This is a genomic window from Cupriavidus sp. MEYA8 (genome assembly GCF_059278825.1).
The window spans coordinates 2,234,821-2,252,102 of record NZ_CM181221.1; the positions used below are offsets into that span (position 1 = coordinate 2,234,821).

General features: G+C 66.5%; 13 protein-coding genes and 1 tRNA gene. 1 reads left to right on the forward strand and 13 read right to left on the reverse strand.

Features of this window, described 5'->3' with window-relative positions:
- Window positions 1-48: 48 nt before the first annotated feature.
- Window positions 49-2,646, reverse strand: coding sequence for a ribonuclease R (rnr, locus tag AC5WJ1_RS10320; RefSeq protein WP_135705502.1), 2,598 nt, complete (start codon window positions 2,644-2,646; stop codon window positions 49-51).
- Window positions 2,647-2,716: 70 nt separating this feature from the next.
- Between rnr and AC5WJ1_RS10325 the strand changes: the two genes are divergently transcribed.
- Window positions 2,717-2,803, forward strand: a tRNA-Leu gene (locus AC5WJ1_RS10325).
- A 326-nt stretch (window positions 2,804-3,129) separates the two neighbouring features.
- Here the strand turns inward: AC5WJ1_RS10325 and AC5WJ1_RS10330 are convergent.
- The 12 genes from AC5WJ1_RS10330 to ispG all read right to left on the reverse strand — a co-directional run bounded on the left by AC5WJ1_RS10330 (window position 3,130) and on the right by ispG (window position 17,266).
- On the reverse strand, window positions 3,130-3,699 hold the full coding sequence (locus AC5WJ1_RS10330; RefSeq protein ID WP_029046156.1) for a phosphoribosyltransferase: 570 nt from the start codon (window positions 3,697-3,699) through the stop codon (window positions 3,130-3,132).
- A gap of 147 nt (window positions 3,700-3,846) precedes the next feature.
- Window positions 3,847-5,187: an adenylosuccinate synthase gene (locus AC5WJ1_RS10335; protein ID WP_135705503.1), complete on the reverse strand. Its 1,341-nt coding sequence runs from the start codon at window positions 5,185-5,187 to the stop codon at window positions 3,847-3,849.
- Window positions 5,188-5,272: 85 nt separating this feature from the next.
- Window positions 5,273-6,424 carry an ATP phosphoribosyltransferase regulatory subunit gene (locus AC5WJ1_RS10340; protein ID WP_135705504.1) on the reverse strand — a complete coding sequence of 384 codons (1,152 nt, stop codon included), beginning with the start codon at window positions 6,422-6,424 and terminating at the stop codon, window positions 5,273-5,275.
- A 194-nt stretch (window positions 6,425-6,618) separates the two neighbouring features.
- Window positions 6,619-7,527 carry a protease modulator HflC gene (gene hflC, locus AC5WJ1_RS10345; protein WP_133096524.1) on the reverse strand — a complete coding sequence of 303 codons (909 nt, stop codon included), beginning with the start codon at window positions 7,525-7,527 and terminating at the stop codon, window positions 6,619-6,621.
- A gap of 11 nt (window positions 7,528-7,538) precedes the next feature.
- Entirely contained in the window at window positions 7,539-8,894 is a 1,356-nt protein-coding gene (hflK, locus tag AC5WJ1_RS10350) for an FtsH protease activity modulator HflK (protein ID WP_135705505.1), read from the reverse strand.
- A gap of 172 nt (window positions 8,895-9,066) precedes the next feature.
- The gene (gene hflX, locus AC5WJ1_RS10355) at window positions 9,067-10,311 is read right to left on the reverse strand and encodes a GTPase HflX (RefSeq protein WP_135705506.1); all 1,245 of its coding nucleotides are present in this window, start codon (window positions 10,309-10,311) and stop codon (window positions 9,067-9,069) included.
- Between the two features lie 289 nt (window positions 10,312-10,600).
- On the reverse strand, window positions 10,601-10,840 hold the full coding sequence (hfq, locus tag AC5WJ1_RS10360; RefSeq protein WP_029046151.1) for an RNA chaperone Hfq: 240 nt from the start codon (window positions 10,838-10,840) through the stop codon (window positions 10,601-10,603).
- A 211-nt stretch (window positions 10,841-11,051) separates the two neighbouring features.
- Window positions 11,052-12,395: a ribosome biogenesis GTPase Der gene (gene der, locus AC5WJ1_RS10365; protein ID WP_133096527.1), complete on the reverse strand. Its 1,344-nt coding sequence runs from the start codon at window positions 12,393-12,395 to the stop codon at window positions 11,052-11,054.
- A 223-nt stretch (window positions 12,396-12,618) separates the two neighbouring features.
- Window positions 12,619-13,794 (reverse strand): outer membrane protein assembly factor BamB, encoded by a 1,176-nt coding sequence (gene bamB, locus AC5WJ1_RS10370; protein ID WP_133096528.1) that lies wholly within the window; start codon window positions 13,792-13,794, stop codon window positions 12,619-12,621.
- A 50-nt stretch (window positions 13,795-13,844) separates the two neighbouring features.
- Window positions 13,845-14,477, reverse strand: coding sequence for a YfgM family protein (locus AC5WJ1_RS10375; RefSeq protein WP_135705507.1), 633 nt, complete (start codon window positions 14,475-14,477; stop codon window positions 13,845-13,847).
- A gap of 63 nt (window positions 14,478-14,540) precedes the next feature.
- Window positions 14,541-15,935, reverse strand: a complete 1,395-nt coding sequence (gene hisS / locus AC5WJ1_RS10380; RefSeq protein ID WP_133096530.1) for a histidine--tRNA ligase — start codon at window positions 15,933-15,935, stop codon at window positions 14,541-14,543.
- 38 nt (window positions 15,936-15,973) lie between these two features.
- Window positions 15,974-17,266: a flavodoxin-dependent (E)-4-hydroxy-3-methylbut-2-enyl-diphosphate synthase gene (gene ispG / locus AC5WJ1_RS10385; protein WP_133096531.1), complete on the reverse strand. Its 1,293-nt coding sequence runs from the start codon at window positions 17,264-17,266 to the stop codon at window positions 15,974-15,976.
- Window positions 17,267-17,282 lie beyond the last annotated feature (16 nt).

Here is a 17,282-nt window from a genome sequence, read left to right on the forward strand (position 1 = left end):
GGGACGGCGGTTGGCCCTGACTTGCGCCTTTAATCGTCCTGGCTCGCCTTAACGCTTGCGCGGGGTGCGCTTGGCGGCAGACTTGCCGGCCGTCTTGGCGGGACGCGACTTCGACGCCGGCTTGCGCGGCTTCTCCAGGTGCGCGGGCTTGGGCTTGGCCGCGCGCTTGGCCGGCTTGCCGCCGGTCCTGACGTGCGGCTTGAGCGGAGTGATCACCGCTTCGAACACCGGCTGCTCCTCGATCACGCGGTCGAGCGTCTCGTCGAACGACTCTTCCGGCTTGGACGAACCGCCCAGCAGCGCCGCCAGCTGGCGCCCCTTCTTGCGCGCCGGCACCGCATGGGCGGCCGGGACGCGCGGCTGGGTGTCGGCACCGGTTGCGCGCGCACGCAAGGTCTTGGCCGACGGTTCCTGCACCAGGCGGAAGTCGATCTTGCGAGCATCGAGGTCCACACGAGAGACCTGCACGCGCACGCGGTCGGTCAGGCGATAGCGGATGCCGGTGCGCTCGCCGCGCAGTTCGTTGCGCGCCTCGTCGTACTGGAAGTAATCGCTGCCCAGTTCGGTCACGTGCACCAGCCCTTCGACATACAGCTCGTCGAGCTGCACGAAGATGCCGAACGACGTCACGGCGCTGACGGTGCCGGCAAAATCGCTGCCCAGCTTGTCGCGCATGAAGTAGCACTTGAGCCAGGCCTCGACATCGCGCGAAGCCTCGTCGGCACGGCGCTCGTTGGCCGAGCAATGCAGGCCGAGCTCGTCCCAGATCGCCTCGTTGCGCTTGGCGCGCGCCGCGGCGAGCTCCGCCTTCTGCTCGGCGTCCTTGGCCTGCAGGCGGCGCGCCTTAGGCGAGATCGCGGTATTCAGCTCGGTGCCGTGGGCAAACGCCGGCTGGTACTTGGTATGCGCCAGCACCGCCTTGATCGCGCGGTGCACCAGCAGGTCGGGATAGCGGCGGATCGGGCTGGTGAAGTGCGCGTAGGCCCCGTACGCCAGGCCGAAGTGGCCGATATTGTCTGGGCTGTACACCGCCTGCTGCATCGAGCGCAGCAGCATGGTCTGCAGCATCGGCGCATCGGGGCGGGACTTGATCTTGTCCATCACCTCGGCATAGTCGGACGCCTGCGGCTTGTCGCCGCCGCCCAGCGACAGGCCGGCGGTCTTCAGGAACTCGCGCAGGTTCTTCAGCTTCTCTTCGCTGGGGCCGGCGTGGATGCGGTACAGCGCCGGGTGCTTGAAGCGCTCGAGGAAATCCGCCGCGCACACGTTGGCGGTCAGCATGCATTCCTCGATCAGCCGGTGCGCATCGTTGCGGGTGCGCGGCAGGATCTGTTCGATCTTGCCCTGCGCATTGCAGACGATATAGGTCTCGGTGGTGTCGAAGTCGATCGCGCCGCGCTCGCGCCGCGCCTTCAGCAGGACCTGGAACAGCTCGTACAGGTTCTGCAGGTGCGGCACCAGTTCGGCGCGCTTGTGCGCCTCGGGACCCTTGGTGTTGGACAGGACCGACCAGACCTCGTTGTAGGTCAGGCGCGCGGTCGAGTGCATCACCGCGGGATAGAACTGGTAGCCCTTGAGTTCGCCCTTGGCCGTGAGCACCGCATCGCAGACCATGCACAGCCGGTCGACGTTGGGATTGAGCGAGCACAGCCCGTTGGACAGCTTCTCCGGCAGCATCGGAATCACGCGGCGGGGGAAGTAGACCGAGGTGGCGCGGTCCAGCGCATCGGCATCCAGCGGCGTGCCGGGGCGCACGTAGTGCGACACATCGGCGATCGCCACGATCAGGCGCCAGCCCTTGGCACGGCCGATCTTGACCGGCTCGCAGTAGACCGCGTCGTCGAAGTCGCGCGCGTCTTCGCCGTCGATGGTCACCAGCGGAATGTCACGCAGGTCGATGCGGTGGTCCAGGTCGGCCTGGCGTACTTCGTCCGGCAACGCGGCGGCTTCCTTGGCCGCGGTCGGCGAGAAGGCATGCGGCACGCCATACTTGCGCACCGCGATCTCGATCTCCATGCCGGGATCGTCGATCTCGCCGAGGATCTCCACCACGCGGCCCACCGGCTGCACATAGCGGTCGGGATATTCGATCAGCTCGACGCTGACCACCTGCCCCACGCGGGCCTTACCCTGCGCCTTGGGCGGAATCAGGATGTCCTGGCTGATGCGCTTGTCTTCCGGTGCGACCACCAGCACGCCGCCCTCGCTGAGTAGCCGCCCGATCACGTAGCGGTTGGCGCGCTCGATGATCTCGACGATCTGGCCCTCGGGCCGGCCGCGGCGGTCGTAGCCCACCACGCGCACTTGCGCGCGGTCGTTGTGCATGGCCTTCTGCAGTTCGCGCTCGGGCAGGAAGATATCGTCCTCGCCATCGTCGCGGATCAGGAAGCCGAAGCCGTCGCGGTGGCCCTGCACGCGGCCGGTGACGAAGTTGGGCTGGTGGGCCAGTTCATAGCGGCCCTTGCGGTTCAGTTCGATCTGGCCGTCGCGTTCCATCGCTGCCAGGCGCTTCTGGAAGCCGTCATGCTCCTTGCGCGTGACCGACAGGGCCTTGGCGATATCGCCTGCCGACTGCGGAGATCCCGACGTTCTCAGCACGCCCAGGATTTCTTCCCGGCTGGGGATCGGATAGTTGTTCTGATTCAATTTTTTCTGGAAACTATTTGACAAAATTCTCGCGCTCTCTATAATGAGCGCTTCGGTTGTTTCGACACCTGCCCAGGTGGCGGAATTGGTAGACGCACTAGGTTCAGGTCCTAGCGGTGGCAACACTGTGGAGGTTCGAGTCCTCTCCTGGGCACCAGATCACCGGGAAACCCGCAGCGCTTTCGAGCCCTGCGGGTTTTTTGTTTTCGGCGCTTTGTTGGCGTACCAGATCCGGCAACTTCCACTCCTTGCTTGGCGGCAACTTGCCGCGGTGTCATACATCAGCGTACGGGTTTTCTCCCGCCCTTGGAACCGCGCACAATTGCCTTGCGCGGCAACCGAACCACATCGGTCCGGCAATGCCGAGGAGTGTAACAGCTTCAGTGGCGATTCCGGCATTCCGCGGGCACGGCCGGCTACCGACGCCACCGGTTCCCGTGCCGCGCGGCGGGCGCCGCGGGCACAGATGAAGCGGGACGACGCTCAGGCGCTCGCGTCGTCGTCGAGCAGGCTGGCGCGCTTGCCGCGCTTGAGCCAGGCGCCCAGGTTGTGGGGACGCAGCGTGTCGTACTCTTCGAACGGCTGGTGGATCCAGGGGTTCGACGGCAGGAAGGTCACGTGATAGTCCGGCTCGATCTTCGAGCAGGCCTTGTACCACAGCACCGCCGAGCGCACCTCGGTCACCGCCGGATAGCGCTCCTTCAGGTGGCGGCCCACGCGTTCCAGCGTGATGCCCGAATCGACCAGGTCGTCGACCAGCAGGATCTTGCCCGACAGCTCGCCGCGCGTCATTGTGATGTATTGCGCGATATCCAGGTCGCCCTGCTGCGTGCCAGCCGCCTCGCGATAGCTGCTGGTAGCCAGGATCGCCAGCGGCACGTCGAAGATGCGCGACATCTGGTCGCCCACGCGCAGGCCGCCGCGCGCCAGGCACAGGATCTTGTCGAACTTCCAGCCAGACTCATGCACGTTCAGCGACAGGCGTGCGATCAGGCGGTGGTATTCGTCCCACGAGACCCACAGGTTCTCTTCATCGTTGGTTGGCAGGTTCATCGTTTTGCTCTAGATATCTTCGTGGCCCGTTGGCCCGGATGGCCCGGATGGCAAATAAGGCTCGGCCCGCTTGCGCGGGCCGATGGTCTGTTGCAGGCCGCGGCGTTCGTGACGCCGCGGCACTACGTCATGCTTCTGGTTGCCGGGTCAGGCCTTGTACGGGTGACGCAGCAGGATGGTCTCGTCGCGGTCCGGGCCGGTCGAGATCATGTCGATCGGGATGCCCACCACTTCTTCCACGCGCTTCAGGTAGACGCGGGCCGCCTCCGGCAGCGCGTCCCACGACTTCACGCCGAAGGTCGATTCGTTCCAGCCCGGGAACTCTTCATAGACCGGCTCGCAGCGCGCCACGGCGTCGGAGCCGCGCGGCAGGATGTCGACAGTCGTGCCGTCGAGCTTGTAGCCGACGCACAGCTTGATGCTGTCCAGGCCATCGAGCACGTCCAGCTTGGTCAGGCACAGACCCGACACGCCGTTGATCTGCACCGAGCGCTTGAGCGCGGCCGCATCGAGCCAGCCGGTGCGGCGCGGACGGCCGGTGACCGAACCGAATTCCTTGCCGACGTTGGCCAGGCGCACGCCGACCTGGTCCTGGCGCTGCGGGTTGTCGTTGTCGTACAGCTCGCTGGGGAACGGGCCCGAGCCCACGCGCGTGCAATAGGCCTTGGTGATGCCCAGGATGTAGTTCAGGCGGCCCGGACCGACGCCGGCACCCGCGGCGGCCGCACCGGCCACGCAGTTGCTCGAGGTCACGAACGGATAGGTGCCGTGGTCGACGTCGAGCAGCGTGCCTTGCGCGCCTTCGAACATCAGGTTGCCACCGGCGGCGTTGACCGCGTACAGCTCGGCCGAGACGTCGGCCACCATCGGGGCCAGGCGCGGCGCGAAGGCCAGCGCATCGTCCAGCGTCTGCTGGAAGTCCACCGCTTCGGCGCCCAGGTACTGGGTCAGCATGAAGTTGTGGTAGTCCAGGTTCTCGCGCAGGCGCTCGGCAAACTGCTCGGGATCGAACAGGTCCTGCACACGCAGCGCGCGGCGGGCAACCTTGTCCTCATATGCCGGGCCGATGCCGCGGCCGGTGGTGCCGATCTTGGCCGCGCCGCGACGGGCTTCGCGCGCCTTGTCGATGGCAACGTGGTACGGCAAGATCAGCGTTGCCGCCTCGGAGATGCGCAGGCGGCTCTGCACCTGCAGGCCGGCGGCTTCGAGTTCTTCGATTTCACGGAACAGCGCCTCGGGCGACAGCACCACACCGTTGCCGATGTAGCAGATCGTGCCTTCGCGCATGATGCCCGACGGGATCAGGCGGAGAATGGTCTTCTTGCCGCCGATGATCAGGGTGTGGCCAGCGTTGTGGCCTCCCTGGAACCGCACCACGCCCTTTGCATGGTCGGTAAGCCAATCGACGATTTTTCCTTTGCCTTCGTCACCCCACTGGGTGCCGATCACGACGACATTGCGTCCCTGGCCTACTGCGGATGCGGACATATTGCTTTGGTCAATAGGTTAAAAACGTATTCTACTCTTGTTGCAGGGCGATTCCCGATTTTTGGGCGGGATTGCTCGCCCGGCGTCAGCGCGGCACCACGGCCCAGCCGGAATCCTGGCGCACCAGCTGGCGATCACAGTTGAATTCGTCGAGCTCGTGAGTATGGCCCGGCAACGACTGGATCACGATCTCGCCAGCGGCACGCAGCGCGGAAATCGCGGCACGCAGTGCCGGATCCGCATCCCAGGGCGCGAAAATCGCCTGGGCGCGCACTTCCACCGGTGACAGCGACGCCACTTCGCGCAGGTCGAGCGAAAAGCCCGTCGCCGGGCGGGCGCGGCCGAAGGCTTCGCCCACCTTGTCATAGCGCCCGCCGCGGGCCACGTAGTTGGGCAGGCCCGCCACATAGGCGGCGAACATCACACCGCTGTGATAGTGGTAACCGCGCAGGTCCGACAGGTCGATATTGACGCTGGCGCCACGCACCTGCACCGCCAGCGCGGCCAGTTCGTCCAGCGCGCGGCCGATCGCCGGGCTCGGCGGCAGCGTGGCGCGGGCGCGGTCCAGCACTTCGACCCCGCCGTACAGCGTCGGCAGCGCCAGCAGCGCATCGCGTTCGGTCTGCGGCATGCCCACGGTCAGCTCGCGCAGCGCGGGCACATCCTTGGTCTCGAGCGCGGCAAAGAGTGCGTCCTCGATCTTGCGGATCGACGGCAGTCCGGCCAGCAGCGCTTCCAGGATGCCGGCGTGGCACAGGTCGATGCGGATCTCCGACAGGCCCGCAGCCTGCAGCGCAGCCAGCATCAGCTCCTGGATCTCGACGTCGGCTTCGAGGCCGGCGTGGCCGTAGATTTCGGCACCGATCTGGATCGGCTCGCGCGTGGCATGGAAGCCCGCCGGCCGCGCATGCAGCACGTTGCCGGCATAGCACAGGCGCGTCACGCCTGGCCGGTTCAGCAGGTGGGCGTCGATGCGCGCCACCTGCGGCGTGATATCGGCGCGCAGGCCCATGGTGCGGCCCGACAGCTGGTCCACCAGCTTGAGCGTGCGCAGGTCCAGGTCATGCCCGGTGCCGGTCAGCAGCGACTCCAGGTATTCCAGCATCGGCGGCATGACCAGCTCGTAGCCGTAGGTGCGGAACAGGTCCAGCATGCGGCGACGCAGTTCTTCGATCTTGCGCGCTTCCGACGGCAGCACGTCGGCAATGTTTTCTGGTAGCAGCCAATGGTTGGACATGGTGAATCTCTTCTCGGTCATTCGGTTACCCCGCGGGCTCCGCGCCCGCGGTGCCGGGCCACGCCCGGGCACATTGTTGCCGCAGCCCTGCCTCTCCGCGCGCCCGGTCCATCACTCGGCAATGATGGCTCCAGCCGGACAAAACCCCGGCAAGCCGGGGTTTTGTCAATTCGCCACACGGACAAGCGGACGTTCTAGCGCTTGCCTCCGGACCCGCCGGACGCGGCCGCCGCGGCGCCGCCGCTGGAACGCATATAGCGGAAGAACTCGGAATTGGGCTCCAGCACCAGCACGTCGCGCTTGTCGCGGAAGGTGTTGCGATACGCTTCCATGCTGCGCCAGAACTGCGCGAACTGCGGGTCGCGGCCAAAGGCATCGCCGTAGATCTGCGACGCCTTGGCATCGCCGTTGCCCTTGATCACCTGGGCATCGCGATAGGCCTCGGCCAGCACCACTTCGCGCTGGCGGTCGGCGTCGGCGCGGATCTTTTCGCCCTCGGCGGCGCCGGTGGAGCGCAGCTCGTTGGCCACGCGCTTGCGCTCGGCCTCCATGCGGCGGTACACCGATTCGCTGATCGCCGGCAGCAGGTCGACGCGCTTCAGGCGCACGTCCAGAATCTCGACACCCACCGACTTGGCGTATTCGACCATGCCGCTGCGGATGGCCTGCATCACCTGCTCGCGCTCGCCCGCGACCACGTCGGCCACGGTGCGCCTGCCGAACTCCTCGCGCGCCACGGCATCGATACGCTGGGTCATGCGGTCCTGGGCGCCGCGCAGGTTGCCGCCGAAGGCGACGAAGAACTTGCGCGGATCGGTGATGCGCCACTTGACGAACCAGTCCACCACCATGCTCTTCTTCTCGGCGGTCAGGAAGCGCTCGTTGGCGGCCACGTCGATGGTCTGCAGGCGGCGGTCCATGAAGACCACGTTCTGGAACGGCGGCGGCAGCTTGAAATGCAGGCCGGGCTCGCGCACCACCTGCTTGATCTCGCCGAAGGCGAACACCACGGCGTACTGGCGCTGGTCGACCACGAACAGCATCGACGACAGCACGGCCAGCAGGATGAAAAAGCCGATCGCGAAGGAAATCAGTCGGTTCATGACGGGTCTCCTCAGCGCGAGTCGCGGTCACGGTTGCGCAGCGATTCGCGCGACCGGGTATCCGGCGAAGTCTCGGGAGCCGGCGCCGGCGTGCCGGCTCCCGGCTGGCCAGGGGTGGCCGCTCGGCCGTCGCCAGCTTGCGCCATCAGTTTGTCCAGCGGCAGGTAAAGAAGATTGTTGCCCTGGCGCGCGTCCACCAGCACCTTGGTCGAATTGGTGTAGATCTGCTGCATGGTTTCGAGATAGATCCGGTCGCGCGTCACCTGCGGCGCCTTGGCGTATTCGGCCTGCACCGAGCGGAAGCGCGAGGCATCGCCCTCGGCCTGCGCCACCACGCGCGAGCGGTAGGCTTCGGCCTCTTCCATCAGGCGCGCCGCGGTACCCTTGGCGCGGGGGATGATGTCATTGGCATAGGCCTGGCCTTCGCTGATCGCGCGCTCGCGGTCCTGGCTGGCCTTGTTGACGTCATCGAACGCGGCCTGCACCTGCTCGGGCGGCTGCACGCTCTGCACGTTGACCGACAGCACGCGGATGCCAGTCTTGTAGGCCGACAGGATGGCCTGGATCGACTTGGCCAGCCCCTGCGCGATCTGCTCGCGGTTCTCGTACAGCACCGCATCCATCTTGTTGCGGCCGACGATCTCGCGCACCGAGGTCTCGGCGGCCTGGGTCACCAGCTCCTCGTCGCCGCCGCGGTCGGTCTTGTTGAAGAACAGGAACTCGGTCGCGTCCTGGATGACGTACTGCACGGTGAAGCGCACGTCGATGATGTTCTCGTCCTGCGTCAGCATCGACGAGTCTTTCAGGTTGCTGTCCTTGATCGAGGTGGAACGGCCCACTTCGACCGAGCGCACCGCCGACAGGTTGACAACCTCGGCCGACTGGATCGGCCAGGGCAGCCGCCAGTTGATGCCGGGACCGGCCGAATACTTGAACTTGCCGAACTGCAGGATCACGGCGGTCTGGCCTTCCTGCACCATGAAGAAGCCGCTGGCCAGCCAGATGCCGACCACCGCGGCCACGATCACGCCGACGCCCACGCCCGAGCCCTTGCCCGGGGTGCGCGGGCCGCCGAATCCCTGGTTGCCGCCACCGCCGTTTTCCTTGCGGCCGAGCAGGCCGTTCAGGCGGCGGTTGAAGTCGCGCCACAGTTCGTCCAGATCCGGCGGGCCGCCATCCTGCTGCGGGCGCTGGTTCTGCTGGCGGTTGTCGTCGCGGCCGTCCTTCTTGTCGTCGTCGTCACCATTGCGACCCCAGCGCGGATCGTTCAGCGAGAAGATGGCGCGCAGGCGCTGCCAGCCCGCGCGTGGCGCGAAGCGGCTGCCTGGTGTCAGGCTCGAATCAGCATTCCGGGGAAACTGGGGCATGAAGTGCACGGGTCCGGGGAAGTTTGTAACAGGGGGATTCTAGCAGTCATCTGCGCCACATTTACCCAAATCGCGACCAATCCGTGGAAAGGCGCTCCGAATCGGGCCGCAGATGCGCCGCTGCGGCACCACTGCGGCACCTGAGCCGCGCAAGACTCCGCGCTGGCCCGGCTCAGGGCCTGGCCCCCAGCTGGTCGTCGTCGGCGCCATCGCCTGCCAGATCGCCGCTGTCGCCGTTGCCCTCATACAGATGGGCGTCGCCCAGCCTCTGGTCGTAGGGCGCGGGCTCCGGCGGGCGGCTGGCCAGCCACTGGGCCACCTCGACCACCGCTTCGCGCAGCGCATCCAGGCCGATCCCTTCGCGCGCGCTCAGGAACACCCGGGTGGGAATGCCGTCTTCATCGCGCTCGGTGCGCGGGCCCTGGTCCAGCAACTCGGGCGCCGCATCGATCTTGTTCATCACCACGATCTGCGGGATGTCGGACGCGTCGATCTCGGCCAGCACGCGGTTGACCTGTTCGATCTGCTCATGGCGCACCGGACTAGATGCATCGACCACATGGAGCAGCAGGTCGGCATGGACCGTTTCCTCGAGCGTGGCACGGAACGCCGCCACCAGCTGCGTGGGCAGGTCGCGGATAAATCCGACCGTGTCGCTCAGCACCACGTTGCCCAGCCCGTCCAGGAACAGCCGCCGCGAGGTGGTATCGAGCGTGGCGAACAGCTGGTCGGCGGCATAGGCGCGCGCCTTGGTCAGCGCGTTGAACAGCGTCGACTTGCCGGCATTGGTATAGCCCACCAGCGAAATGCTGAGCGTGTCGTTGCGCGCGCGTGCGCGCCGCTGCGTGCTGTGCTGGCGCTGCAGCCGCGAAAGGTCCGCCCTGAGCCGCTTGGCACGGTCGTCCAGCATGCGCCGGTCCAGCTCGAGCTGGCGCTCGCCGGGGCCGCCGCGCATGCCGATACCGCCCTTCTGCCGCTCCAGGTGGCTCCACGCGCGCACCAGCCGCGAGGCGCGGTACGTCACCTGCGCCAGCTCGACCTGCACCTTGCCGACGTGGCTCTGCGCGCGCTGCCCGAAGATGTCCAGGATCAGGCCGGTACGGTCGATCACGTGGCGGTTCAGGAAGCGCTCGAGGTTACGCTGCTGCGCCGGGCTGAGTGCGTGGTTGAACACGACCACGTCGGCATCGAGCGCGTCGGCGGCTTCCTTCAGTTCCTCGGCCTTGCCCGAGCCGATAAACAGCGCCGGATCCGGCCGCGAGCGGCGGCCCGTCAGCGTATGCACCGGCAGCGAGCCGGCGGTGGAGGTCAGCAAGGCGAGCTCGCTGAGGCTTTCCTCGAAATCATGCTTGCCGAAATCGACGCCGACGAGGATGGCGCGCGACGGGGCAGTGTTGGAAGTAGCTCTGGGATCCAAGGGATGGCGCGAATGCGCTGGGAATTAGCGGTAGCGAGAGGAATAGCAAGGAATAGCGGAACGCTTTCCGATGGTTTCCAGGGATGGCCGGCGGAAGTCCCGCCCTGCCCTGTCCCCGGCCGGGATGGCTGCCCGCACCGGGCGGGAAGCCACGGCGGCGAGATGCGCGGCCGGTCCGGCAGGCACCGGCCGCGCTGGCGCACCGGTACCGGGCATCGGTGCAACCCTGAAGGGCGCCAGGCCGATGCCTTGGGTCCGCGACCGCGGGTTGCCGCGGCCGTGAGGCAGATCAGTTCTCGGAGGAATCATCCACGCGGAAATTGACCGCGCGCGCCGGAACGACGGTGGAAATCGCATGCTTGTAAACCATCTGCGTCACAGTGTTACGCAGCAGCACGACGTACTGATCGAACGATTCGATATTGCCTTGCAGCTTGATGCCATTGACGAGGTAGATGGACACCGGCACGTGCTCTTTGCGCAGCGCGTTCAGGAACGGGTCTTGTAGCAGTTGCCCTTTGTTGCTCATGGCACACTCCAAATTTATAGGTTTAGTGGTGAATGATGGGGATGGAACTCCCCGGTTCAAGTCAAGCGGCGCAAAAACGCGCCAGAAAAAAGATCAAAAACGGTACCAAGTCGGCGTCAATGCACAGGGAACCCCCTGCTACCGTGAATTTAGCCGCAGTTCCAAACGAACGCAAACGAAAACTGGCCCCGCCAAGGATCCGATTCCGGACTCAATCCTTCGAGTCCGCGTACGGATTTTTGTTCGTACGGAATTCGATGCGCAGGGGGGTGCCCTTGAGCTTGAAGGCCGCACGGAAACGGTTTTCCAGATACCGCCGATAGGTCTCCGCAACCCCTGACAGCGCGTTGCCATGGATCACGATGATCGGCGGATTCGAGCCCCCCTGGTGCGCATAGCGCAGCTTGGGACGCGATGCGCCGACGCGCTTGGGCTGCTGGAATTCGACCGCTTCCTGCAGCACGCGCGTCAGCTGCGGCGTCGGCAGCTTGACCATGGCCGCGGCATAGGCGTCGTCGACGGAACGCATCAGCGCGCCGATGCCGGTGCGCTCGCGCGCCGACACAAAGTGGAAATTCGCGAAATTCAGGAATTGCAGCTTGCGCTCGAGGTCGTGCTTGATGCGGTCGCGGGTATGGCCGTCCAGCCCGTCCCATTTATTGACGCCGACCACCAGCGCGCGGCCGGATTCAACGATAAAGCCCGCGATATGCGCGTCCTGGTCGGAGATGTCCTGTTGCGCATCCAGCAGCAGGATCACGACGTTGGCATCGGCGATCGATTGCAGCGTCTTGACCACTGAAAATTTTTCAATCGCCTCGAACACCTTGCCGCGCCGGCGCAGGCCCGCCGTGTCGATCAGCGTATAAGGCTTGCCGCCGCGTTCGAACTCCACGTAGATGGCGTCGCGGGTCGTGCCTGGCATGTCGAACGCGATCACGCGCTCCTCGCCGATCAGCGTATTGACCAGCGTGGACTTCCCCACATTGGGGCGCCCGACGATGGCGATCTTGACGCCCTTGCCGTCCACGGGCTCTTCGGCGGCCAGTTCCGGGCGCTCCTGCACCGCCAGCTCGATCGCTTCGTCGACCAGCTCGCGCACGCCGTCGCCGTGGGCAGCGGAGATCGCGTACGGATCGCCCATGCCGAGCTCGTAGAAATCCGCGGCAACCGAGGTGTACTTCATGCCCTCGGCCTTGTTCACCGCCAGCATGATGCGCCGGCCGGTCTTGCGCAGGTAGTCGGCAATGGCGCGGTCCTGCGGCGCCAGGCCGAGGCGGCCGTCGACGATAAAGATCACCACGTCGGCCTCGACCACCGCCTGCTTGGTCTGCTTGGCCATCTCGGCGACGATGCCTTCCTTGACCACCGGCTCGAAGCCGCCGGTGTCGATGGCGATGAACGGACGCTCGCCGACGCGGCCCTCGCCATAGTGGCGGTCGCGCGTCAGGCCCGGCAGGTCGGCGACGAGGGCGTCGCGCGAGCGGGTCATGCGGTTGAATAGCGTCGACTTCCCCACATTGGGACGGCCGACAAGTGCGATAACTGGTTTCATGCAATAAACGGAAACGGGGGCCGGCACCTGCCGCCCCCCGGTTACTCCGGAGTCAATGGATCCAACGGCACGCGCACCCGTGGGCGCCCTTGCCGCTTGTCCTGTCGGGGCGCGGCGCCGGTCAGCAACCCGCTGCGCAATTTGCCGCACGACCAGGGATCATGCTACCGGATTCGGCGCGCACCGTACCGACAGGTGTACGGCAGCGCGCACTGCTTGCTGGTCAGCCCGGCTGGAACCCGAAGACGTCGCCGTCGCGGGTCTGGATCACCAGCGTCTGCCCCGCCACCACCGGCGCGGCGGTGATGGCGCTGCCATCGGTCTTCATGCGGGCGACGACCTGGCCGTCCTCGCGCGACAGGAAGTGGACATAGCCTTCGAAGTCGCCCATCACCACCGAGCGGCCCAGTGCCAGCGGCGCACCCAGGCGGCGGTTGCGCATCTGGTCGTTCTTCCAGCGCTCGGTGCCGTTCTGGCGGTCGAAGGCATGCACCACCGACTGCTCGTCGCTGGCATAGATGGCATTGTCATCCTGCGCGGGGCCGCTCGGCGACGAGAAATCCTTGCCCCACTGTGGCTGGCCGCTGGCCAGCTCAAGGCAGGCCACGCGTCCCTGGAAGGTGGTGGCGCAGACCTGGCGGCCGCTGATCATCGGCTGGCCGGTGACATCGTTCAGGCGCTCGATCTCGGATACGCCCTTGGGATAGGAGATCGTGCTTTCCCAACGCAGCACGCCGTTGCCCGGCGTCAGCACGCCCAGCTTGCCGCCGGGAAAGCCCATCACGATGCCGTCACCGGCAAACACCATCCCCATCGCGGCACGCAGGTTCAGCGGCGTCTGCGAGCGCTGGTAGATCCAGCGGCGCTCGCCGGTCCCGGCGTCGAGGCCGAACACGCGCGTGTCGGTGGTGCGCACCACCACCAGGCCGTTGCCGACCAGCGGCGCGGACAGCACCTCGCCGTTGACCTGCTTCTTCCAGATCTGCTTGCCGCTGGCGTCGAAGGCGTAGATCGCGCCCTTCTCGCCGGCGACCGCGGTCACCGAGCCATCGCTGCCCGGGCCGGAGGTCAGGTCCAGGTCGGTCTTGGCCTTCCACAGCACGCGCCCGGAGGCGCCTTCCAGCGCCATCACGTTGCCGTTGTTGGACGACACATAGACATTGTTGCCCGCCGCGGCGGGCTGCATCGAATACGGGCCGCTCTTGCCCACATCGGCCTTCCACGCCTGGCGCACGGTCAGCGTGGCCGAGACCGGCTTGAGTTCGGCGGGCGGGTGCTTGTTTTCCTTGCTGAACAGCGAGCAGCCGCCCAGCGCGGCCAGGCAGGCAGCCGCCACCAGCGCACGGGTCACGGCGCGGGCGCGCTGGCGGTGTACGGCACGGGAAAGCACTGACGTCATAAGGTTACGGTCCTGGTTTTGCGTGATGCTATAAAACGCGCGCGGCCGCATCAGGCCGCGCCCAGCGCATCGAGCTTGAACTGGATGATCTGGCGCGTGGCCGGCTCGGCCTCGCCCAGCTTGTCCAGCGCCTTGCGATAGGCGGCGCGCGCGTCGTCGCGCTTGTCCTGCGCGGCGAGCAGGTCGCCGCGGCGGTCGGCATACAGCGACATGAACGCTGCCGGCGGTTCGTCCTTCAGCAACGCCAGGCCTTTGTCATAAGCCTTTTCGTCGAGCAGCACGCCGGCCAGGCGCACCCGCGCCAGATGCGCGTATTCTTCGTCGCCGTGGTCGATGGCCCACTGCAGCTGGGTCTTGGCCGCGGCCAGGTCGCCCGCGTCATACAACACGCGGCCGGCGACCAGTGCGCTCATCTGGCCATAGGCGGTACGCCCGTACTTGTCCTCAAGGTCGGTTGCCGCACGCTTGATGCGTTCGACATCGCGTGCCTCGGCGGCCTTGAGCACCTGCTCGTACAGCACCGCGGCCTCGCCGGCCTGCTTGCGCTCCCAGTACTTCCAGCCGTTCCAGCCGGCAAACGCCAGCAGCGCGGCGATGACCACCCAGGTCAGCGCATTGCCGTACTGGCGCCACCAGGCCTTCAGATTCTCAAGCTGTTCCTGTTCTTCTAGATCGTAAGCCATGTCGAGGCAATCACCTGCGTTGGTTGGATACGGGCGTCTTGGATGACGGTGCGGCGGGCGCGCTTATTCGCTGGCGCCGACCATGGCGTCGATCAGGTAGTCGACCAGGCCCTCGGCCTGCACGGTGGCCTGTTGCCCACCGCCTTCGGCCTGATCGCGCTGGCGAAGTTCCTTGACCTGGACCACGCCAGCGGCCACTTCGTCGTCGCCAATGATAACGGCATAGGCCGCGCCGCTTGCGTCGGCGCGCTTCATCTGCGACTTAAAGCTGCCGCCCTTGCCGTCGGGGCTGGCGTGCAGCACCACGTCCAGGCCGGCGTCGCGCAGCCGCTCGGCCGCGACCATCGCCTGCTGCGCGGCGGCTTCGCCCTGGTGCACGAGGTAGACATCGCAACCCGCGGCGTCGGGCACCACGCCCTCTTCGCGGATCAGCTCGATGATGCGCTCGACGCCCATGGCCCAGCCGCAAGCCGGTGCCGGCTTGCCGCCCATCTGCGCGATCAGCGGGTCATAGCGGCCGCCGCCGGCGATGGTGCCCTGCGCGCCGAGCTTGTCGGTGATCCACTCGAACACCGTCAGGTTGTAGTAGTCCAGCCCGCGCACCAGGCGCGGATTGATCTTGAAGGGGATGTTGTTGGCCTTGAGCAGGCGCTGCACGCCCTCGAAGTGAGCCAGCGACTCTTCGCCAAGGAAGTCGATCAGCTTGGGCGCATTGGCGGCCATTTCCTGCAGCGCCGGATTCTTGGTATCCAGCACGCGCAGCGGGTTGGTGTACAGGCGGCGCTTGCTGTCATCGTCCAGGATGTCCTGGAAGCCCTCCAGGTACTTGATCAGCTCCTCGCGGTGGGCGGCACGCTCATTGGCCTGCCCCAGCGAATTGATCTCCAGGCGCACGCCGACCAGGCCCAGGTCGTCCCACAGGCGCTGGCACATCAGGATGATCTCGGCGTCGACGTCCGGACCGGCAAAGCCCAGCGCCTCGGCGCCCAGCTGGTGGAACTGGCGATAGCGGCCGCGCTGCGGGCGCTCGTGGCGGAACATCGGGCCGGTGTACCACAGGCGCTTGGGGCCGTCGTACAGAAGGTTGTGCTCGATGGTCGCGCGCACGGCGGCGGCGGTCCCTTCGGGACGCAACGTCAGCTGCTCGCCGTTGAGCGCATCGGTGAAGGAGTACATCTCCTTCTCGACGATGTCGGTCACCTCGCCGATGCCGCGCACGAACAGCTGCGTGTGCTCGACGATCGGCGTGCGCAGCTGCTGGTAGCCGTAGGCGCGCAACATGGCGCGGGCGGCATTCTCGAAATGCTCCCACAGCGGCGCGTCGGCCGGAAGCATGTCGTTCATGCCCTTCACGCCCTGCAGCGCCTTGGCGGGCTTCACCTTCTGCTCGGCTTTCAGTTCAGCCTTCGGTTCAGTCTTGGCAGCGCCGGCGGCGGCTGCGTTGTCGGATTGCGTCATTCTGTTCTTGTCAGCTTCTGGGGCCTGGCCGGTGCGGCTCAGGCTGCCACTTCTTTATCGGCCCGTGCAGCACCCGGGCCGTAATGCGTGCGAACGTACTCGTCGACGATCGCCTGAAATTCCTCGGCAATGCGCTCGCCGCGCAGCGTCTTTACCTTGACGCCGTCGACGAACACCGGCGCCGCGGGCGACTCGCCCGAGCCCGGCAGCGAAATGCCGATATTGGCGTGCTTGCTCTCGCCCGGGCCGTTGACGATGCAGCCCATCACGGCCACATCCATTTCCTCGACGCCCGGATAGGCGGTTTTCCAATGCGGCATCTGCTCGCGCAGGTACGTCTGGATGCTTGCCGCGAGCTCCTGGAACACCGTGCTGGTGGTGCGGCCACATCCCGGGCATGCAATCACCATCGGGGTGAAGTTGCGCAGGCCCATGGTCTGCAGGATTTCCTGCCCCACATACACTTCCTTCTCGCGCGGCGCGCCGGGTTCCGGCGTCAGCGAGATGCGGACCGTGTCGCCGATGCCTTCCTGCAGCAGCACCGACAGCGCCGCCGTGGAGGCGACGATGCCCTTGCTGCCCATGCCGGCCTCGGTCAGGCCCAGGTGCAGCGCATAGTCGCAGCGGCGCGCCAGTTCGCGGTAGACCGCGATCAGCTCCTGCACCTGCGATACCTTGCACGACAGGATGATCTGGCTGCCCGGCAGGCCGATCTCTTCAGCCTTTTTCGCCGAATCGATCGCCGAGGTGATCAGCGCCTCGATCATCACGCTCTGCGCCGGCCAAGGCTCGGCGCGCGACGCGTTCTCGTCCATGATGCGCGCCAGCAGGTCCTGGTCCAGGCTGCCCCAGTTCACGCCAATGCGCACCGGCTTGTTGTAGCGGCACGCCATCTCGATCATCTGCGCGAACTGCGTGTCGCGCTTGGCGCCCTGCCCCACGTTGCCCGGGTTGATGCGGTACTTGGACAGCGCCTCGGCGCAGGCCGGATAGTCCTGCAGCAGCTTGTGGCCGTTGTAGTGGAAGTCGCCCACCAGCGGCACGTCGACGCCCATGCGGTCGAGCTGCTCACGGATCGACGGCACCGCGGCGGCGGCCTCGGGCGTGTTCACCGTGATGCGCACGATTTCCGAACCCGCGCGCGCCAGGTCCTTCACCTGGATCGCCGTGCCGATGGCGTCGACCGTGTCCGTGTTGGTCATCGACTGCACGCGCACCGGCGCATCGCCGCCGATGGTCACCACGTTATCGCCCCACACGACGCGCGCCTGGCGCGTCTGGCGGCGCGGCAGCGAGCCGGGCAGGACCGGGAGACAGAGCTGTTGGTTCATAGCATTACCACCTTGC